Genomic DNA, 19,760 nt, shown 5'->3' with positions numbered 1-19,760 from the left:
CGCGCGGCCTACTTCACGGCGCCCGACAGCAGGCCGCTGACGTAGTACTTCTGCAGCAGCAGGTAGATCACGATGCAGGGCACGACCGTCACCGTGACCCCCGCCTGCATCACGCCCCAGTCCAGCTGGTTGTTCTGCCCGGACGCCAGCATCTGCAGGCTGACCGGCAGCGTGTACCTGTCCTGGTCCACCAGCAGGATCAGCGTCGCGAAGAACTCGTTCCACGCGGTGAAGAACGTCAGCAGCGCGGTCGAGATCACGCCCGGCAGCGCGACCGGGAGCAGCACGCGGCGCATCGCGCCGAGCGTCCCGCACCCGTCGATCATCGCGGCCTCCTCCAGGCTGCCGGGCAGCGCCGCGAACGTGTTCCGCATGAGGAACAGCCCGAACGGCAGGCTGAACGTCGCGATGACGAGGATCAGCCCCGGCAGCGAGCCGAGCAGACCGAGGTTCCGCAGGATCAGGAACAGCGGCGTGATGATCGCCTGGAACGGCACCATGAACGCGACCAGGGCGAGGAAGAAGATGAACCCCGAGCCGCGGAACGGCAGCTTGGCGAAGCCGTAGCCGGCCAGCGTGGCGACCACCGTGGTGAGCAGCGTCACCGACACCGACACCAGCACCGAGTTGCCGAGCGAGCGCAGCAGGCTGATCCCGGACGACGAGTCCGCGAGCGCCCGGTAGTTCTCGAGCGACCAGTCGTGCGGGAACATCGTCGGCGGGACGGCGACGGCCTCGGCGGGCGCCTTGAGGCTCTGCGTGATCATCACGTAGAGCGGGTAGAGGAACACGATGGCGAGGCAGAGGCAGACGACCCACCACGCGAGGCGGGGCATCGAGGCGCGGACCTCGGCGACGGTGCGCGGGATGCGGCCGCGGCGCCGGGGCGCCGGGGCCCGGGACGGGTCGGGGGTGGCGAGGGCCGAGGCGTCGGCGGCGACCAGCGTGCTCATGCGTTGTCCGTGTTCCTCAGCAGGAGCATCTGCAGGGCGCTCACGGCCGCGAGGACGACCATGAGCAGCACCGACATCGCGGCACCGGCGCCGAGCTCGAACTGGATGAAGGAGGTCCGGTAGGTCTGGAACACCGCGGTGATCGTCGAGTTCGACGGCCCGCCCGCGGTCATGATGAAGAACTGGTCGAACGCGAGCAGCGACCCGGCGACCGAGAACACCAGCACCAGCGCGAGCGTCGGCCGGAGCAGCGGCAGCGTGATGTGCCGGAACGCCTGCCACCGCCCCGCGCCGTCGATCCGCGCGGCCTCGGTCACCTCGACGGGGATGGACTGCAGCCCGGAGGACAGCAGCAGCATCTGCAGGCCGACCACCTTCCAGGTGACCATGGCCAGCACGATGACGAGCGCCGACGTGAACGTGGCGAAGTAGTTCTGCGAGGCGTCCAGCAGCCCGGCGCGCTCCCCCAGCGCGGCGGCCGGGCCCAGGTCGGGCTGGAACAGGTACATCCACAGGTAGGACGCGGCGGCCATGCCGATCACCACCGGGATGAACCAGATCGTCTGGAACGCCCGCGCGGCGCGGGTGCCCCCGCGGACCAGCAGCGCGAGGACCAGCGCCACCGCGAACAGCAGCGGCGTGGCGATCAGCGTGTACCGGAGCGTGAAGCCGACCGCCGCCAGGAAGTCGGAGTCGGTCAGCGCGTCGGCGTAGTTCTCCAGGCCGACCCACGTGTGCTCGCCGAGCATCGGCCAGTCGTAGAAGGACATCCGGACCGTCTGCGTCAGCGGCCACAGGAAGAACAGGCCGAGCATGACGACGGCGGGCAGGACCATGAGCACGCCGAGCCGGGTGCGCCGGCGGGCGAGGGTGGCGCGCCTGCGGCGGCGCCGGGGCAGCGCGACGCCGCCGGGTGCGGGTGGGGCCATGACGGGTGCGGTCATCGCTCGGAACTCCGTCGTTCGAGGGGGCGCGGTGCCCCGCGGATGGGGTCAGTCGTTCGCCTTGTCGAGGATCGCCTGGGCGTCCTCCTGGGCCGCGGCCTGCGCGTCGGCGACGCTGCCGGGTCCGAACACGGCGTCCTGGATCAGCCCGGCCCAGACGCCGTTGTTGTCGTTGAACAGCTCGTTCTCGACGATCGAGTACGGCACGTGCCCGACGGACAGCGCGTCCGCGAACACGGCGAACCGCGGGTCCTGCGGCACGTAGATCTCGTCGAGCAGGTCCATCCGGATCGGCAGGATCGCGTGGTCGGCGAGCACCTGCTGCGCGTCGCGGTCCGTCGCCCACTGCAGGAACTCCCAGGCCCCGTCCGGGTTGTCGGCGCCGGTCATCACCGACAGCACGTCACCGCCGGCGAACGAGGCGGACCCCCCGTCCTGCCCGGGGATCGGGGCGACGCCGAAGTCGACCGCGCCGTCGGACACCAGCGTCGACATGAACGACGTGCCGTCGAACCGGATGCCGACCGTGCCGGACTGGAACGCGCTCGCCGCGTTCGGGCCGGCGTCGGTGCGCACCAGCTCGGGCATGGTGCCCGCGTCGTACAGGTCCCGGTACAGCTGGAGGGCCCCGCCGACCTCGTCGGAGTCGAGCAGCGCCTCGGTGCCGTCGGCGTTCAGCACGTCGCCGCCGGACGCCCACACCAGCGGGGTCAGCGAGAAGATGTTGCAGCCGCCGCACGCGCCGGAGAACACGAACCCGTTGCTGCCGTCGCCGAGCGCGGCGACCGCCTCGGCGGCCTGCTGCACCTCGGCCCAGGTGGCCGGCGGGACCTCGGGGTCGAGCCCGGCCTCGGCGAACAGGGTCTTGTTGTAGAACATCACCGACACGTCACCCGTGAACGGGACCCCGTAGGTGCGGCCCTCGTAGGTGACCTGGTCCAGGTGCGCCGGGCTGAGGTCGTCCGCGTACGGCAGCGCGTCGACCCGGTCGGTCACGTCCGCGAGCACGCCCGCCGAGGCGAAGTACGGCGCGAACACCAGGTCCAGCGACGCGATGTCCGGGCCCTGGTAGGCCGCCACCGCGGTGCCGAGCTTCTGCACGAAGCTCGTCGCGGGCACCAGCGTGACCTCGACCTGGGTGTCGTGGGTCGCGTTGAACTCGTCCGCGAGCGTGCCCATGATCGCCTTCTGGTAATCGCGGACCCAGAGCGTCACGGTGTCGTCGTCACCGCCACCGCCGGGCCCGCTCGCGCAGGCGCTCGCGCCGAGCACCACCGCGGCGGCCAGCGCGGCCGCCCTCCTGACCCGTCTGCGCATCGTCGCGCCGTCCCTTCGTCGTGGGGTGCCGGCCCTCGGGGGCCGGGTCGTGCGTCGTGGTCGTCCGGCGCCGGACCGCTCGGCCGCGGCGCCGGACGCCGGTCAGGCGAGCGGGAGCCAGACCCGCATGGCGCCGGGGGCGCGGTTGCCCCACTGCGCGTAGGGGATCGCGGTCAGCCGCACGGGTGCGCCCGCGGCGGGGACGCACGGGCCCGCCCCGTACAGCGGGGCGTCGGCAGCGTCGGCGGCGACGCCCTCCGCGGCGATGCGCGGCAGCGGGTCGTCGCCCGGGACCACCGTGAGGGCGCCGCCGGCGCGCAGCCGCACGTCCTCGACGGACGGCCCGTCGGGGTGGTCGGCCTGCTCGACGCAGTAGACGACCGGGCCCCGCACGAGCGCCACCGAGCCGCGCACGGCGTCCACCCGGGGGTGCGCCGCGACCGCGGTCGCCGGCATGTCCAGGTCGAGCTCGACCCGGCGGGTGCCCGCGGGCAGGACCAGGTAGCCGTCCTCGAGCGGCAGGTCGGCCGGGGTCGTCGCGGCGAGCGGGGCGCCGTCGACGGTCACCCGCAGGCCGGTGGCCCAGCCCGGCACGCGCAGCGCGAGCGACCCGGCGAGCGTGCCGTCGACCTCCACCCGCACGCGCCCGTCGGCCGGGTACGCGGTGTCCACCCGGACGGTGCCGGTGCCGAGGTGCTCGGGGACCTCGATCGTCGCCGCGGAGTACAGGTGCACCCGCAGCGCGTCGTCGGTCGCGGTCGCCAGGTACGCGTGCAGCGACGCGACGAGCCGGGCGATGTTCGGCGGGCAGCACGCGCAGGAGTACCAGGGCGTCCGCCGGGACGGTGCGTTCTCCTCCTCGCGGTGCCCCTCGCGCAGGTGCAGCGGGTTGGAGTAGAAGAACGACCGCCCGTCCGCCGACACCGAGGCGGCGACCGCGTTGAGCAGCGCCCGCTCGATCGCGTCGGCGTACCGGGAGCCGCCGTCGGCCAGCAGCATCCGGTAGGACCACTGCACGTCGGCGATGGCGGCGCAGGTCTCGGCGTAGGCACGGTCCGGCGGCAGCTCGTACGCGTCGCCGAAGGACTCGTCGAAGTGCCGCGAGCCCATCGCCCCGGTCACGTACATCTTCTGGTGGTGCGCCGAGTCCCACTGCGCGCGCATCGCGGCGAGCAGGGTGTCGTCGCCCTGCTCGGTGAACACGTCGGTGACGCCCGCGTCCAGGTAGAGCTGCCGCACGGCGTGGCCGGTCGCCTCGAGCGACTCCCGGACGGGGGCCTGGTCCTGGAAGTAGTGCGCGCCGAGCCGGTCGGGGCCGAGCAGCGCCAGGTCCTGCCCGCGCTCGTCGACCATCCGCCGGGCCGTGGCCAGGTACGGCTCGTGGCCCGTCTCGCGGTACAGCTCGACCAGCGCCGTCTCCACCTCCGGGTGGCCGCAGTAGCCGGCGCGCCCCCCGGGTCCGAACGTGGCGACGACCAGGTCGGCGCACCGGCGGCCCAGCGCGAGGTAGTCGGCCCGCCCGGCGCCGCGGTGCAGGGCGACCGCGGCCTGGATCAGGTGCCCGGCGCAGTACAGCTCGTGCGCCCAGCGCAGGTCCGCCCAGCGCTCGGCGGGCCGGTCGACCTGCACGAACGAGTTGAGGTAGCCGTCGGCGTCCTGGGCCCGGGTGAGCAGGTCGAGGGTCCGGTCGAGGAAGCCGTCGAACACGCCCGTGCCCGTGCGGCCGATCTCCCAGCCGATCGCCTCCAGCACCTTGTAGACGTCCGAGTCGGCGAACTGGTAGCCGACGAACGGGCCGTCGTGCTCCCCGGTGACCCGGCGGAGGTTGGGCAGGGCGCCGCTGTCCTCCAGCATCCCGATGCTGTGCGGCAGCGTGGCGTCGGCGTTCAGCCGCTGCCAGCGGCCGAGGTGGCCGGCCGGGTCGAGGCGGACCGCCGAGGCCGGCAGCGGGCGCTGGACCAGGCGCTCGGCGGCGCGCGGGGCGACCGGGCCGGCGTGCGCGCGCAGCGGCTGCGCGGGGCGGGCGGTGGGTGCGGTGGTGGCCGCGTGCGTCATGGGGCTTCCTCGCCGTGAGCGGTGCAACGGTGCGGACGCCACTCTGCTGTCCGATTACATCGATGTCAACACCGACGACTCGCGCAGTGGGCGCGTGGCGACCGCTGTCGCGCGCCATCCCGGGTGCCGATGGGGCTCCGACCTCCGCGGAGGCCCTGACATCGATGCACGCCACGTCCTCGCGGCAGGCGCACCCCGGTCCCGTCGCTCTGTCGCGACGCCCCCCCTGTCGGACGGCCGGTCCCGGGACGACGGGGTGGGGATCAGGCCACGGGCGTCCGCGGACCGCCGCTCGACTCCCGCACGGCGAGCCGGTGCTCCGCCACCACGACGCGGGGCTCCCCCGCGTACCCGCCGATCCGGTCGACCAGCAGCTCGACGGCCGTCCGGGCGATCTGCTCCTGCCCGGGGTCGACGGAGGTCAGCGGCGGGGTCGAGAACCGGGCCTGCTCGGTGTCGTCGAACCCGACCACCGCCACGTCGTCCGGCACGCGCAGCCCCCGGCTGGCCAGCACCCGCAGGGCGCCGAACGCCATGGCGTCGTTGAAGCAGAACACCGCGTCGAAGGGGGCGCCCGATCCGAGCAGCCGCACCGCCGCCGCGGCGCCCGACGACCGGCGGTCCCAGTCGGGCGCGTCGAGCACCAGGGCGTCGTCGACGGGGACGCCGGCCGCCGCGAGGGCGTCCCGGTAGCCGGCCTCGCGCAGCGCGGCGGACCCGCCCCTCGGCGTCGCGCCGATCGCCGCGATCCGCCGCCGGCCCGTCGCGAGCAGGTGCGCGACCGCGGTCCGGGCCGCCCCGCGGTCGTCCATCACGGCCTGGTCCGCGGGCGGCGCGCCGAGCCGCGGCCCCAGCAGGACGACCGGGCCCTCGACGCGCAGCCGCTCCACCTCGGCGGGGCTCAGCGCCGCCGGCGAGACGATGGCGCCGTCGACCTGCTGCCGGCGCCCGCCGGTGAGCACCGCGCGCTCGGCGGCCGCCACCGCGTCGGTCGGCTCGATGACCACGGTCAGCCCGCGGCGCTCGCCCTCGGCGATGACCCGCTCGGCCAGGTCGCCGAAGTACGGCTGGTACAGGTGCGGCAGCGCGAACGCGATCACGCCCGTGCGCCCCGACCGCAGCCGGCTGGCGAACGGGTTGACCCGGTAGCCGAGGGCCTCCACCGCGGCGAGCACCCGGTCGCGGGTCTCGGGCCGGACGTGCGCGTGCCCGGCGAGGACGTTCGACACGGTCTTGACCGACACCCCCGCCGCCGCGGCGACGTCCGCCATCGTGACGGGGCGGGCGGGGTCGGCGCCGGTGCGGTCCGCTGCGGTGCGGTCCACGGCGGCGTCAGCGGTGCCCGGGGCGCCGGCGGGGCCCTCGACGGCGGCGGTCACGCGACCCCCACCCCGAGCGTGGACTCGCGCAGGCGCAGCTCGACGGCGGCGGCCGCGCGCGCCCCGTCGCCCCGCGGGGCGCGGCCCTCGATCCGGTCCTCGAGCAGCGCCACGGCGGTGCCGGCCACCTCGCTGGTGCCCTGCGCGATCGACGTCAGGGACGGCACGGCGTACCGGGCGTCCTCCGTGTCCCCGGACCCGACGACGGCCAGGTCCTCGGGCACCCGCAGCCCCCGGTCGAGCGCGGCGCGCAGCGCCCCCAGCGCCAGGGCGTCGGTGTGCGCGATCAGCGCGTCGACCGGCCGGCCGGAGTCGAGCAGCCGGGCCGCGGCCTCGGCGCCCGCCTGGCGGCCCCAGCGGGGCCCGACGTCGAGCAGCAGCGCCTCGTCGACGTCGAGACCGGCGTCGCGGGCGGCGCGGCGGAACGCGGCGGTCCGGCGCGCGCCCGGGGACCCTGGGCGGGGATCGGCCCCGAGCACGGCGATCCGCCGCCGCCCCGTCTCGACCAGGTGGGCGACGGCGGCGGCCACCGCGGGGTCGGCGTCGACCGCGGCCGCGGCCCCGGGTGCGACCCGCTCCCCCAGCAGCACCGCGGGCAGCGCCGCGGCGTCGGCGTCCTCGGCTCCCACGCCCAGCGCGTACAGCAGCACGCCGTCCAGCCCGCCGCCGCGCCCGCGCAGCAGCGCGAGCTCGCGGTCCCGGTCGCCGCCGGTCGGGTCGACGAGCACCGTCAGGCCGCGCCGGCCGGCCTGCTGGAGCACGGCGTGCGCGAGCTCGGCGTAGTACGGCTCGCGCAGGTCGGGCAGCCCGAGGCCGATGACGCCCGACCGGCCCGTGCGCAGCGTCCGCGCGGCGGGGTTGAGCCGGTAGCCGAGCTCGTCGATCGCCGCGAGCACCCGCGCCCGCTTGTCCGGGCTGATGTGCGGCTCGTCGTTGACCACCCGGGACACCGTCTTCACGGACACGGCGGCGCGGCGCGCGACGTCCTGCATCGTGACGGCCATGGTGCGTCAGCGTAGGGCCTGCCGGTGCGGCGCGGGCGGGCGCGCCCGGCCGCCGGGCTGCCCGGACGCCCGGCCACCCGGCGAGCGGGCGGCCCGGGGCCCGGGCCGGGCGCCGGGTCAGTCCGCCGGGCCCGCGATCAGGGTGACGGTCGCCGTCTGCGCGGTGCCGTCGGCGGCGGTCCAGGTCAGCGTCACCTGGTCGCCGGGGGCGTGCGCCGCGAGCGCCGCGCTCAGCGCGTCGCCGTCCGCCACGGCGGTGCCGTCGACCGCGGTGATCGCGTCGCCCGCCGCCAGGCCGGCCTGCGCCGCCGGGGTTCCGTCGACGACGCCCGCGACGGTCGCGCCGGTGCCGGTCCAGCCGGTCGCCCCACCGAGGCCCGGGAGGGTCGCGCTGCCGGTCGCCAGCTGCACGCCGAGGAACGCCGGGTAGCCGAGCGTGATCGTGTCGGAGTCGTGGCCCGCGACGATCTGCGTCGCCACGTCCAGGGCGTCGTCGATCGGGATGGCGAAGCCGGTGATGTCCGACGAGCCGGAGGACGCGGCGGTCGTGATGCCGACGACCTCGCCCTGGTCGTCCAGCAGCGCGCCGCCGGAGTCGCCCGAGACCACGTCCGCGTCCACCTGGATCAGCCCGGTCAGCGACTCCCCTGACGAGACCCCCTCGGCCCGGGTGGTGATCGACTGGTCCAGCGCGGTGACGGTGCCGTCCGCCGCGAGGAGCACGCCGCCGCCCTGCGCGTTGCCGACCGCCGTGACCGCGTCGCCCACGGCGAGGTCGCCATCGGCGTCGAGCGTGGCCGTGGTCAGCCCGGACGCGCCGTCGAGCTGGAGGACGGCGACGTCGGCGGTGGCGTCGGTGCCGACGACCTGGGCGGTGTACGTCGCGCCGGTGGTGCCGATCGTGACGGTGATCTCGGTGGCGCCCTCGACCACGTGGTTGTTGGTGAGCACCAGGCCGTCCGAGGTGAGCACGACGCCGCTGCCCGCCGCCTCGGCGGACTGGTAGCCGAGCACCGTGTCGATCAGCACCACGCCCTGCTGCTGGGCCTCGGTGGCGGTGCTCGTGTCCAGGGTGCCGGTGCCGGTCGACGGTGCGGACCCCCCGTACCCGTAGCCGGAGGACGAGCCGCCCTGCGACCCGGTGGCCCCGCTCCACCCGCCGAGGCCGGACGCGGAGCCGTCCGGGCCGGCCGAGGCGGTGAGCCCGGTGCCGGCGGTGCCCGCGGGCCAGCCGAGCGCGACCGCCGACCCGCCGAGGACCAGGGCCCCGGCGACGGCACCCGAGGCGACCAGGGCGACGGCGGTGCGGCGCCGGCGGGAGCGGCGCGGGGCGGGTGGGGCGGCGGCCGCGTCGCCGGGGTACGCGGCGTGGCCGGAGAGCGCTGCGGGCTGCTGCGGATCGGTCGACTGGGCGGCCTGGTCGTGCTGGTCCATTCCGGACACCTCCTGCGGGGCGCCGCTGTGGCGCCGACAGGAGCAAGAGAACGCCCCGATCCCGGACGACCGCTGAACCCTCCCTGAGCGCCGCCCATGAACCGCCGCCGGCGCCCGAGGTCGTCACATCGCGGCGAGGTCGTCACACCGTGGTGACGACCTCACGCGGTTGTGACGACCTCACGGCCGGGGACGCGCCGGTCAGGCCGTGAAGCGCTCCGACCGCTCCACCACGTGGGCCGTCCGGGTCGCTTCGTCCCAGGTGTAGACCGTGCGGCCCTCGATGAGGACGTGCTCCGCGCGGGCGTGCACGTCGAGCGGGTCGCCGGACCAGATCACCACGTCGCCGTCCCGGCCCGGCTCCAGCGCGCCCACCCGGTCGTCCAGGCCGAGGAACGAGGCCGGGTTGACGGTGAGCGCCTCCAGCGCGGTGTCCCGCGGCAGGCCGTCCTTCACCGCGAGCGTCGCCTGGTGCACCAGGAAGTTGATCGGCACCACCGGGTGGTCCGTGGTGATCGCGACCCGGACGCCGGCCTTCGCGAGCGCGGCGAGGTTGGCGATGGCGCGGTCCCGGAGCTCGACCTTGGACCGCGAGGTGAACATCGGCCCGAAGATCACCGGGATGTCCCGCTCGGCGATGACGTCCGCGATCTTGTGGCCCTCGGTGCCGTGGTTCAGCACCAGGCGGTAGCCGAACTCGTCGGCCAGCCGGATGGCCGTCACCAAGTCGTCGTGCCGGTGCGCGTGCTGGTCCCAGGCGAGCTCGCCGTCGAGCACCCGCGCCAGCGCCTCCAGGCCGAGGTCGACCTTGAACGGCTCGCCCTTGGCCTCGGCGGCGGCGCGCGCGGCGCGGTAGTGCTGGGCGTCGGTGAACGCCTGCCGGATGATCAGCGCGGTGCCGAGCCGGGTCGACGGCGTCTGCTTCTTCTCGGCGTACACCCGCTTGGGGTTCTCGCCGAGCGCCGACTTCACGGAGACGGCCGCCTTGATGACCTGCTCGTCGATGGTGCGGCCGCCCCAGGACTTGATCGCGACCGACTGGCCGCCGATCGGGTTGCCCGAGCCCGGCTTCACGACGACCGAGGTGACGCCGCCGGACAGCGCGTCGCGGAAGCCCTCGTCGTCGATGTTCACCGCGTCGATCGCGCGGACGGCCGCCATGTTCGGGCCGGTCATCTCGTTGGTGTCGTTGCCCGCGACGCCCTCGCCCTCCTCGTGGATGCCCACGTGACCGTGCGCCTCGACGAAGCCCGGCAGCACCCAGCGGCCGGTCGCGTCGATCACGGTCGCACCCTCGGGGACCGCGACGTCGGCACCGACGGCCTCGATGCGGCCGTCGCGGATGAGGACGGTGCCGCCGTCGATCGGGTCGGAGGAGACGGGGACGACATGGCCGCCGGTGACGGCGACGACGGAGGAGGTCATGGCCTCCACCGTACGTCGGCGTCCGGGGCGGTCCGCACCCGGGACGCGGGCGTCCGGCGACCGGCCCCGGGCGCCGCGAGGGCGCCGCGTGTGGCACGGTGGCACGCGTGCGATACGTGATCATCGGCGCCGGCGCGGTCGGCGGGACCATCGGCGGGCTGCTGGCCGAGGCGGGGCGCGAGGTCGTGCTCGTCGCGCGCGGCGCCCACCTCGACGCGCTGCGGTCCGACGGCCTGCACCTCACGACCCCCGCCGGCGCGCGGGTCGTGCGCGCCGCGACGGCGGCCGGGCCCGAGGACGTGGACCTGCGCCCGGACGACGTGCTGGTGCTCGCCGTGAAGGGCCAGGACACCGCCGCGACGACGGCGCAGTGGGCGGGTCGTCCGGTCGCCGGCGGGCGCACCGCGGGCGAGGACCTGCTGCTGGTGTGCGCGCAGAACGGCGTCGACAACGAGCGCACGGCGCTGCGCCGGTTCGCCCGCGTCGTCGGGATGTGCGTGTGGCTGCCCGCGACGTTCCTCGAGCCCGGCCGGGTCTCCGCGGCGGGCAGCCCCGTGACCGGGGTGCTGACGCTCGGCTCGTACCCGGCGGGCGCGCCCGACCCCGACCTGGCGGCCGTGGCGGCCGACCTGGAGGCGGTGGGCTTCCGCGCGCCGGTCGTGCGGGACGTCATGGCCTGGAAGTACGCGAAGCTGCTGAGCAACCTCGGCAACGCCGTCGAGGCGCTGTGCGGCCCGGTCCGCGAGCCGGCGGCGAAGGAGCTGCTGACCGCGACGGTCGCGGAGGCGCGCGCGGTCCTCGCGGCGGCGGGGATCGAGCCGACGTCGCCCGAGGACGAAGCGGAGGCCCGCAGCGACTTCACCCTCGTCGAGCTGCCGGGCGTCAGCCGGCGCGGCGGGTCGTCCTGGCAGAGCCTGGTGCGCGGCGCCGGGTCGATCGAGGCCGCGTACCTGAACGGGGAGATCGTGCTGCTCGGCCGCCTGCACGGGGTCGCGACCCCGCTCAACGCGGCACTCCTGCGGCTGGCCGAGGCCGCCGCGGCGGCCGGCGAGCAACCGGGCGGGCACGACGCGGCCGAGATCCTCGGTTCCGCCCGGGCCGCGGCTTGACCGGAGCGGCGACGTGGAGAGCGACGAGCGGGCGGCCGGCGGCGGACCCGGCGGCGGCGACACCCGTCCCGCGGCAGCGGCCCGGCACGCGGTCGCGTCCGGCGGCACAGGCGTCCCCGGCGCGGGTGCGCCCGCTGCCGACCCTCGCGCGCCCGGTGCCGGAGCGGTCGCACCAGGCTCCCCCGCGCCCGCCGCCAAGCCGCTGCCCGCGGGGCCGCCGTCCACCCGTGTCGACCGCTGGGTGTGGGCCGTCCGGCTCACCAAGACCCGCGCCGCGGCGGCGACCGCGTGCCGCGCGGGCCACGTGCGGGTCAACGGCGAGCGCGCCAAGCCGGCGACCTCGGTCAAGGTCGGCGACGAGGTCCGGGTCCGCGGCGAGGGGCCCGAGCGGATCGTCGAGGTCGCGCACGTCCTGGAGCGCCGGGTCGGGCCGGAGCCCGCCGCCCGCTGCTACGTCGACCGCACGCCGGCACCCCCGCCCCCGGACCAGGTGGCGGTGGCGGCGCAGCGCGATCGCGGCGCCGGCCGCCCCACCAAGCGCGAGCGCCGCGAGATCGACCGCCTCCGCGGCCGCGGCTGACCCGACGGGGCCCGCGTACGGCCGGCCGGCGTCGCGCGAATGGATCCTTTCGCACGAACACGCCCGAGCGTGTCCGTGCGAACGGATCCACTCGGGTAGGTCGGGCCGCCCGCGACGGGCCGCAGGCGTCGGACCGCGCGCGCCGGAACGCCCCGGGTCGGCCCCGTCAGTCCCGGGTGGGCGGCGGACCGACGCCCAGGCGAGCCGCCAGGGCCATCGCGTCGACCGGGGCCCGCACCTTCGCGTCGTTGTCGAAGTACACGTAGACGTCCCGGCCCTCCGGCGCCGCGGGGGCCGGCGGACCCAGCCGGCGCGCGTCGTCCGGCTCCCCGCCGGCCGCCCACGCCCGCACCCGCGCCGCCCACCGGTCGAGCGCCGGGTCGTCGTAGCCCGAGACGTACAGCTCGGAGTCGCCGTGCAGCCGCACGTAGACCAGGTCCGACGTCACGTCCTCCAGGTACGGCCAGCGGCCGGCGGTGTCGGCGACCACGAGGCCGATGCCGTGCGCCTGCAGCAGCGCCGGGAACTCCGGGGTCTCGAACGACGCGTGCCGCACCTCCAGCACGTGCCGCAGCGGCCGGTCGGCGTCGGTGGTGGTGAATGCGCGGTCGTCGAGCCGCTCGTCGTGCCGCCCGGCCAGCTCGGCAGCGGCGGCCGTCGTCCGCGGCAGCAGGTCGAAGAACCGCGCCAGCCGGTCCGGGTCGTAGCCGAGCGTCGGCGGCAGCTGCCACAGCACCGGCCCGAGCGCCGGGCCGAGCGCGAGCACCCCGGAGGCGAAGAAGTTCGCCAGCGGCACCTCGACGTCGGCGAGCTTCTTCATGTGCGTGACGAACCGGCCGCCCTTGACGGAGAACACGAAGCCCTCCGGGACCTCCGCGCGCCACGCCTGGTACGACTCGGGCCGCTGCAGCGCGTAGAAGGAGCCGTTGATCTCGATGGTGCCCAGGTGCCGGGAGGCGTGCTCGAGCTCGCGGCGCTGCGGCAGGCCCCGGGGGTAGAACACCCCGCGCCACGGCGCGTACCGCCAGCCGGAGATGCCGATGCGGACGGTCGCGGTCATGGCCGGACCGTAGGCAGGGCCCGCGCGCCCGGCAACCGCTCCGGACGGGTGACGCCACCGCCCGCGTCGCCGCGCGTTCAGCCGTTCGACACGCGCGCGACGCCCGATGACGGTATGCCTGGCGGGTGCACGCCGACCCCGCCCCGCTGCCGCCGACGCCACCCGGGCCGCCCGGCCCGCCGACCCCCGGACCCGGGGACCCGGGCCGCGCCGGCGCCCCCGCGGGCACGCCGGCCCCGGGCTCGCGCGGCCGCATCGTCGCCTGGTCCCTGTGGGACTGGGGCTCGGCGGCGTTCAACGCCGTCATCACGACCTTCGTGTTCACCCGCTGGCTGACCAGCGACGCGTTCGTCGACCCGGCCGTGGTCGCGGAGGGCGGGGACGCCCTGGACGCCGCGCTGGCGCGGCACTCGACCTGGCTCGGCTGGGGCCTGACGGCCGCGGGCGTCCTGATCGCGGTGCTCGCCCCGCTGACCGGCACCCGCGCCGACGGCTCCGGCCGCCGCCGCCGCAACCTCGCGGTGCAGACCGCGGTCACCGTCGCCCTGTGCGCGGCGATGGCCCTGGTCCGCCCGGACCCGGGCTCGCTCACCGCGAACCTCCTGGTCGGCATCGCGCTGCTCGCCACGGCGAACGTCACGTTCGAGCTGGCGAGCGTGCACTACAACGCCCTGCTCCCCCGGGTGGCGACCCCGGCCACGCTCGGCCGAGTCAGCGGGCTCGGCTGGGGCGCGGGCTACCTGGGCGGCATCGTGCTGCTGCTGGTGCTGTTCGTCGGGTTCATCGACCCGGAGGTCGGCTGGTTCGGCGTGACGGGCGAGGACGGCGTCAACATCCGGGTCGCGGTGCTGGTCTCGGCGCTGTGGTTCGGGGCGTTCGCGATCCCGGTGCTGGTCGCGGTGCCGGACGACCCGGCGGGCTCCGCCGCGGCGGGGCGCCGGCCCGGGGTGGCCGAGGCCTACCGCCGGATCGTCGCGGACGTGCGCGACCTGTGGCGGACGTCGCGCAGCACGGTCTGGTTCCTGCTCGCCAGCGCCGTCTACCGCGACGGGCTCGCGGGCGTGTTCACGTTCGGGGCGGTGATCGCCTCCGGCACGTTCGGGTTCTCCGCCAGCGAGGTCGTGGTGTTCGCGATCGCCGCGAACGTCGTCGCCGGTGTCGCGACGCTCGCGGCGGGCGCGCTCGACGACCGCGTCGGACCGCGGGTGCTCATCGTCGTCTCGCTGGTCGGGCTGGTGGTCGCGGGCGTGGCCACGTTCGCCCTGGCCGGCGCGGGGACGTCGGCGTTCTGGGTCTGCGGGCTGCTGCTCTGCGTGTTCGTGGGCCCGGCGCAGTCCGCGAGCCGGTCGCTCCTCACCCGCCTCGCGCCGCCCGGGCGGGAGAGCCAGATCTTCGGCCTGTACGCGACGACGGGCCGCGCGGCGAGCTTCCTGGCGCCGTTCGCGTTCTCGACCGCGGTGGCGCTCGCCGGGTCGCAGCGGTGGGGCATCCTGGGCATCGTGCTCGTCATCGCGATCGGTCTGGCCGCGCTGCTGCCGCTGCACCTGGCCGCGGCCCGGCCCGGGGCGCCCGCGACGGCCGACCGGGGGCGCGCGTGACCGGCTGGCGGCCCGACCCGCTCGGGCCGGGCTGGGAGCAGCGCGCGCTCGCTCTGTCGGCGACGGACCCGGATCTGGTGGCGACCGTCGTGCGCCGGACCCCGGAGCCCGGCGCCGCCCGGGGCGGCAGCGCGGTGCTGCACGTGCACGGGTTCAACGACTACTTCTTCCAGACCCACCTGGCCGACGCGTTCGCCGCCGCGGGGCACACCTTCTACGCCCTCGACCTGCGCCGGTGCGGGCGGTCCTGGCGGGAGGGTCAGGTGCCGCACTACGTCGACGACCTCGCGGAGTACCGCGCCGACCTGGGCCTGGCCGCCCGGCTGCTGCGCGACGAGCTCGGCCACGACCGGCTCACGGTGCACGCGCACTCGACGGGCGGGCTCACGGCGGCGCTGTGGGCGGACAGCCCCGGCGGCCGTGGCGCCGTGGACGCCCTGGTGCTGAACAGCCCGTGGTTCGACCTCAACGCCCGCTGGTTCCAGCGCGTGGTGTCGACCTGGGTGCTGGACAGCCTGGGGCCGGTCGACCGGATGCGGGTGCTGGCCGACGGGCCGTCCGCGTACTCGTGGCACCTGCACGCCGACAACGGCGGGCGCTGGGCGTACGACCGCGCGCTGAAGCCGGCCGAGGGCTTCCCGGTGCGCGCGGGCTGGCTGCGCGCGGTGCGCCGGGGCCAGGCCCGGCTGGCCCGAGGCCTGCGGATCGACGTCCCGGTGCTGGTGTGCACCGCCGCGGAGTCCGGGCCGAACTCCCGGACCAACCCGCTGCTCGACGCGCAGGACACGGTCCTGGACGTGCAGCAGATCTGGGCCCGCGCGCCCCGGCTGGGCGACGACGTCACGCTCGTGACGATCCCGGGCGGCATCCACGACCTCGCGCTGTCGGCCGACGGGCCGCGGGCGGAGTACCTGCGCACGGTCACCGAGTTCCTGGCGCGGGTGCGGGGCGACCGCGCGGCCTGACCCCCGGCGTCAGCGCGGCAGCCCCGCCGCGTCGATCAGGGTCGCCGCCGCGGACCGGGCCTGCTCCGCGGCCTCGGGCGTGCCCGCGATGGCGGCCGTCGTCTGGGCGCCCTCGGCCAGGATCGCGAGCTGCGCCGCGAGCGCAGGCGGGCCACCGGCCTCCGCCACGAGTCCCGCGACGTACTCCTGGAACGTCGCCTTGTGGGCGCGGACGATCTCGGCGACCTCGGGCGAGCACCCGCCGAGCTCGCCGAACGAGTTGATGAAGATGCAGCCGTGGAAGTCGGTCTCGCCGAACCACGCGGCCAGGTGGTCGTACACGGCGAGCAGCCGCTCGCGCGGGGTCCCGGCGGCGTCGACGGCCGCGCGCACGCCGCGCTCCCACAGCGCGCCGCGCCGGCGCAGCACCTCCGCGACGATCGCGTCCTTCCCGCCGAACAGCGCATACAGCCGCTTCAGCGGGACGCCGGCCTCGGTGCGCAGCTCGTCCATGCCGACGGCCTGGATGCCGCGCTCGTAGTACAGCCGGTCCGCCGCGGCCAGGACCCGCTCGCGCAGCTCGTCGGCGGACGCGGCCGGGCGGGCCGCCTCCTGCACCTGGTTCATGGCCGCCTCCTGGGGGTTGCGCGGAAAACGCTCGTTCTCTAGTGTAGGCGACATCGCAGAGAACGACCGTTCTCCGCACCGAGGAGAGGGCTGGCCATGCCGTACATCACCGTGGGCACCGAGAACACCACGTCGATCGACCTCTACTACGAGGACCACGGGACGGGGCAGCCCGTCGTCCTGATCCACGGCTACCCGCTGGACGGCCACTCGTGGGAGAAGCAGGCCGCCGCGCTCCTCGACGCCGGCTACCGCGTCATCACCTACGACCGCCGCGGCTTCGGGCAGTCGAGCCAGCCCACCACCGGGTACGACTACGACACGTTCGCGGCGGACCTCAAGACCGTGCTCGACACCCTCGACCTGCGCGACGCGGTCCTGGTCGGCTTCTCGATGGGCACCGGCGAGGTCGGCCGGTACCTCGGCGCGTACGGTTCGGAGCGCGTGGCGAAGGCCGTGTTCCTGGCCTCGCTCGAGCCGTTCCTGCTGCAGACCGACGACAACCCCACCGGCGTCCCGCAGGACGTCTTCGACGGCATCGTCCAGGCGGTGACCGCCGACCGGTACGCGTACTTCACCAGCTTCTACGCCGACTTCTACAACACCGACGAGAACCTGGGGTCGCGGCTGTCGGAGGAGGCGCTCCGGCACTCCTGGGACGTCGCCGCCGGCTCGTCCTGGTTCGCGTCCAGCGCGGTCGTGCCCGCCTGGCTGACCGACTTCCGGGGCGACCTGCCGAAGGTCGACGTGCCGACGCTGATCGTGCACGGCACCGCCGACCGGATCCTGCCGATCGACGCCACCGGGCGGCCGTTCCACGCGGCGCTGCCGCAGGCCGAGTACGTGGAGATCGAGGGTGCGCCGCACGGCATGCTCTGGACGCACGCCGCCGAGGTGACCGAGGTCCTGCTCGACTTCCTCGGGCGCTGACCGCGGGCGGCGCGGCGGTGGCCGGGCGGGGCCTGTCGGCCCCGTCCGGCATGCTGGTGGGGTGCAGCACCCGAGCCGTCCCGAGCGCGCCGCGGCCGACCCGGCGCCGGCCGGCCACGGCGACGCCCCGCTGACCGGCGGGTTCGTGCCCGACGGGCCGCTCGACGTCCGCCTCACGCTGATGCTGGTCCGCCGCGGCGGCCTCGACCCGGCGCTGCGGATCGAGCGGGACGGCACGGTGTGGCACGCGCTGCGCACCGCGGAGGGCCCCGCCACCCTGCACCTGCGGCCCGGCCCCGGCGGCGTCGCCGCGGCGGCGTGGGGCCCGGGCGCGGCGCGCGCGCTGGCCGGGCTGCCGGACCTGCTCGGCGCGCGTGACGACCCGCGCACCTTCGACGCCGCCGGCCACCTCGCGCTGGCCGCGGCGCACCACCGGCTGCGCGGCCTGCGCATCCCCCGGACCGGCGACGTGCTGGGTGCGCTGGTCCCGGCGGTGCTGGAGCAGCGCGTCGTCACGGTGGACGCCCACCACGCCTGGCGCTGGCTGCTGCTGCGCCACGGCGAGGTGCCGCCCGGTCCCGCGCCCGCGGGCATGCGGGTGCCGCCGGACGCGCTCGGCTGGCGGCGGGTCCCGGTGTGGGACTGGCGGCGCGCCGGCGTGGACGACCAGCGGTCCGCGACGATCCTGCGGGCCGCGGCGGTCGCCCGGCGGCTCCAGGAGGTGCTCGACGTGGCCCCGGACGCCCCCGGCGCCGCCGCGGAGGTGCGGCGCCGGCTGGCGACCGTGCCCGGGGTCGGCGTGTGGACCGTCGCGGAGACCACCCGCCGTGCGCTCGGCGACCCGGACGCGGTGTCCGTGGGCGACCTGCACCTGCCGCGGCTCGTCGGCACCGCGATCGCGGGCCGCCGGGTCGAGCAGGAGGAGGTCCTGGACGTGCTCGCGCCCTGGGCGCCGCACCGCGGCCGGGTCGTGCGGCTGCTGGAGCTCACGGACCGCTCGCGCGCCCCGCGCACCCGGCCGCGGCCCCGGCGCGCCGTCCGGCCGGCCTGAGCCGGGGACACCTCCGTCCGGCCACCGTGCCCGGAATACCGCGGCCCCGCGGACCGCTGCACAATGATCTCGTCCGACCGAGCCACCCTCGAGGGAGTCCCGTGAACCAGCCCCGCATGAACGTCGAGTCGTTCAACCTCGACCACCGGACGGTCGCCGCGCCGTACATCCGGCTGGCCGACAAGAAGGCGCTCCCGGCGGGCGACGTGATCAGCAAGTACGACATCCGGTTCGCCCAGCCCAACAAGGCGCACCTGGAGATGCCGGTCGTGCACTCGCTGGAGCACCTGTTCGCCGAGCACTCCCGCAACCACAGCGACCGGGTGATCGACTTCTCCCCCATGGGCTGCCAGACCGGGTTCTACCTGATCCTGCAGGGCGAGTGGGCCGAGGAGGACGTCCAGGACCTCGTCGCCGAGACCCTCCAGGACATCACCACGGCCGGCGAGGTGCCCGCCGCCAACGAGGTGCAGTGCGGCTGGGGCGCCAACCACACCCTCGAGGGCGCGCAGGGTGCCGCGCGGGAGTTCCTCGCGCACCGCGCCGGGTGGAGCCAGGTGACCGCGTGATCACGACGAGCGCCCTGGCGGGCGTCGACGTCGTCGTCTCGGTCGCCATGCCGGACGAGGCCGCGCCGTTCCTCGAGCGGGCGGACGCGGTCGGCGACCCCGCCACGGTCGGCGGGGCCGAGCACCACGTGCTCACCGTCGGCGGCCGCGACGTGCTGCTGGTCCGGTCGGGCATCGGCCTCGCGAACGCCGCCTCGGCCGCGTCCGCGGCGCTGGTGCTGGTCGCGGCGGCCCGCGGCGGCGCGGCGCCCGCGGCCCTGATCAGCGCCGGCAGCGCGGGCGGCGTCCAGGCGGGCGTGCACGTCGGCGACGTCGTCGTCGGCACCGAGCACGTCTACACGAACGCGGACGCGCGGGCCTTCGGCTACGCGCTGGGCCAGGTGCCCGGCATGCCGGCGACCTACCACGGCGACACCGCGCTGCGCGGGGCGGCCCTCGGTGCCGACGCCGGCGACCTCACGGTGCGGGCCGGCCTGATGCTGTCGAGCGACGCGTTCGTCGACGCGACCCTCGTCGGCCCGGTGCGCGAGCAGTTCCCCGGCGGCCTCTCGACCGACATGGAGACCACCGCGCTGGCGCAGGTGGCGCACGTCCACGGCGTGCCGTTCCTGGCCGTCCGCGGCATCTCGGACCTGTGCGGCCCGGCCGGCGCGGACGACTTCCTCACGCACGTGGACGACGCCGCGGACCGCTCCGCGGCCGTGGTGCTCGGCGTGCTCGCCCGGGTGGGCGCCACCGCCTGACGACGACGACCGGCGCGCCGGGGACACGAGGATCCGCC

General features: G+C 76.1%; 18 protein-coding genes. 8 read left to right on the top strand and 10 right to left on the bottom strand.

Annotation, left to right across the window (positions count from 1 at the left end; genetic code table 11):
* Nucleotides 1-8: 8 nt before the first annotated feature.
* From FS882_RS07820 to FS882_RS07785, 8 genes are all read right to left on the bottom strand, one after another.
* Entirely contained in the window at nucleotides 9-953 is a 945-nt protein-coding gene (locus FS882_RS07820) for a carbohydrate ABC transporter permease (protein WP_262348142.1), read from the bottom strand.
* Complete coding sequence (locus FS882_RS07815) at nucleotides 950-1,897, bottom strand: carbohydrate ABC transporter permease (protein WP_262348141.1); 948 nt, start codon at nucleotides 1,895-1,897, stop codon at nucleotides 950-952. The genes FS882_RS07820 and FS882_RS07815 overlap by 4 nt, the downstream gene beginning before the upstream one ends.
* Before the next feature lie 48 nt (nucleotides 1,898-1,945).
* Complete coding sequence (locus FS882_RS07810; RefSeq protein WP_158372484.1) at nucleotides 1,946-3,214, bottom strand: ABC transporter substrate-binding protein; 1,269 nt, start codon at nucleotides 3,212-3,214, stop codon at nucleotides 1,946-1,948.
* Between the two features lie 102 nt (nucleotides 3,215-3,316).
* Complete coding sequence (locus FS882_RS07805; RefSeq protein ID WP_158372483.1) at nucleotides 3,317-5,269, bottom strand: glycoside hydrolase family 127 protein; 1,953 nt, start codon at nucleotides 5,267-5,269, stop codon at nucleotides 3,317-3,319.
* Nucleotides 5,270-5,532: 263 nt separating this feature from the next.
* On the bottom strand, nucleotides 5,533-6,648 hold the full coding sequence (locus FS882_RS07800) for a LacI family DNA-binding transcriptional regulator (protein WP_262348140.1): 1,116 nt from the start codon (nucleotides 6,646-6,648) through the stop codon (nucleotides 5,533-5,535).
* Complete coding sequence (locus tag FS882_RS07795; RefSeq protein WP_158372482.1) at nucleotides 6,645-7,652, bottom strand: LacI family DNA-binding transcriptional regulator; 1,008 nt, start codon at nucleotides 7,650-7,652, stop codon at nucleotides 6,645-6,647. The genes FS882_RS07800 and FS882_RS07795 overlap by 4 nt, the downstream gene beginning before the upstream one ends.
* 117 nt (nucleotides 7,653-7,769) lie before the next feature.
* Complete coding sequence (locus FS882_RS07790; protein ID WP_158372481.1) at nucleotides 7,770-9,086, bottom strand: S1C family serine protease; 1,317 nt, start codon at nucleotides 9,084-9,086, stop codon at nucleotides 7,770-7,772.
* Between the two features lie 201 nt (nucleotides 9,087-9,287).
* The gene (locus FS882_RS07785; protein WP_158372480.1) at nucleotides 9,288-10,511 is read right to left on the bottom strand and encodes an amidohydrolase; all 1,224 of its coding nucleotides are present in this window, start codon (nucleotides 10,509-10,511) and stop codon (nucleotides 9,288-9,290) included.
* Between the two features lie 107 nt (nucleotides 10,512-10,618).
* On the opposite strand from FS882_RS07785, the gene FS882_RS07780 reads away from it, so the two are divergent.
* Both FS882_RS07780 and FS882_RS07775 read left to right on the top strand, forming a co-directional pair.
* On the top strand, nucleotides 10,619-11,620 hold the full coding sequence (locus tag FS882_RS07780) for a ketopantoate reductase family protein (RefSeq protein ID WP_158372479.1): 1,002 nt from the start codon (nucleotides 10,619-10,621) through the stop codon (nucleotides 11,618-11,620).
* Nucleotides 11,621-11,822: 202 nt separating this feature from the next.
* Nucleotides 11,823-12,200, top strand: coding sequence for an RNA-binding S4 domain-containing protein (locus tag FS882_RS07775; RefSeq protein ID WP_158372533.1), 378 nt, complete (start codon nucleotides 11,823-11,825; stop codon nucleotides 12,198-12,200).
* 166 nt (nucleotides 12,201-12,366) lie between these two features.
* On the opposite strand, the gene FS882_RS07770 is transcribed toward FS882_RS07775, so the two are convergent.
* Nucleotides 12,367-13,260 carry a DUF72 domain-containing protein gene (locus FS882_RS07770; protein WP_158372478.1) on the bottom strand — a complete coding sequence of 298 codons (894 nt, stop codon included), beginning with the start codon at nucleotides 13,258-13,260 and terminating at the stop codon, nucleotides 12,367-12,369.
* A 125-nt stretch (nucleotides 13,261-13,385) separates the two neighbouring features.
* Between FS882_RS07770 and FS882_RS07765 the strand changes: the two genes are divergently transcribed.
* Both FS882_RS07765 and FS882_RS07760 read left to right on the top strand, forming a co-directional pair.
* A complete protein-coding gene (locus tag FS882_RS07765; RefSeq protein WP_158372477.1) occupies nucleotides 13,386-14,858 on the top strand; it encodes an MFS transporter in 1,473 nt (490 codons plus the stop codon).
* Complete coding sequence (locus tag FS882_RS07760) at nucleotides 14,855-15,823, top strand: alpha/beta hydrolase (protein ID WP_158372476.1); 969 nt, start codon at nucleotides 14,855-14,857, stop codon at nucleotides 15,821-15,823. Before FS882_RS07765 ends, FS882_RS07760 begins: the two co-directional genes overlap by 4 nt.
* 9 nt (nucleotides 15,824-15,832) lie before the next feature.
* On the opposite strand, the gene FS882_RS07755 is transcribed toward FS882_RS07760, so the two are convergent.
* Nucleotides 15,833-16,429 (bottom strand): TetR/AcrR family transcriptional regulator, encoded by a 597-nt coding sequence (locus FS882_RS07755; RefSeq protein ID WP_222848163.1) that lies wholly within the window; start codon nucleotides 16,427-16,429, stop codon nucleotides 15,833-15,835.
* A gap of 96 nt (nucleotides 16,430-16,525) precedes the next feature.
* Here FS882_RS07755 and FS882_RS07750 point away from each other — a divergent pair, with 96 nt between their 5' ends.
* From FS882_RS07750 to mtnN, 4 genes are all read left to right on the top strand, one after another.
* On the top strand, nucleotides 16,526-17,359 hold the full coding sequence (locus FS882_RS07750; protein WP_158372474.1) for an alpha/beta fold hydrolase: 834 nt from the start codon (nucleotides 16,526-16,528) through the stop codon (nucleotides 17,357-17,359).
* Between the two features lie 61 nt (nucleotides 17,360-17,420).
* Nucleotides 17,421-18,410, top strand: a complete 990-nt coding sequence (locus tag FS882_RS07745) for a DNA-3-methyladenine glycosylase family protein (RefSeq protein WP_262348139.1) — start codon at nucleotides 17,421-17,423, stop codon at nucleotides 18,408-18,410.
* Nucleotides 18,411-18,526: 116 nt separating this feature from the next.
* Nucleotides 18,527-18,979 (top strand): S-ribosylhomocysteine lyase, encoded by a 453-nt coding sequence (locus tag FS882_RS07740; protein ID WP_158372530.1) that lies wholly within the window; start codon nucleotides 18,527-18,529, stop codon nucleotides 18,977-18,979.
* Nucleotides 18,976-19,722, top strand: a complete 747-nt coding sequence (gene mtnN / locus FS882_RS07735; protein ID WP_262348138.1) for a 5'-methylthioadenosine/S-adenosylhomocysteine nucleosidase — start codon at nucleotides 18,976-18,978, stop codon at nucleotides 19,720-19,722. Before FS882_RS07740 ends, mtnN begins: the two co-directional genes overlap by 4 nt.
* Nucleotides 19,723-19,760 lie beyond the last annotated feature (38 nt).

The organism is Cellulosimicrobium cellulans, assembly GCF_007679345.1.
GTDB classification, from domain to species: domain Bacteria; phylum Actinomycetota; class Actinomycetes; order Actinomycetales; family Cellulomonadaceae; genus Cellulomonas; species Cellulomonas cellulans_A.
The sequence above is the reverse complement of the archived record's forward strand: the minus strand, read 5'-3'. Positions and strand labels throughout refer to the sequence as shown.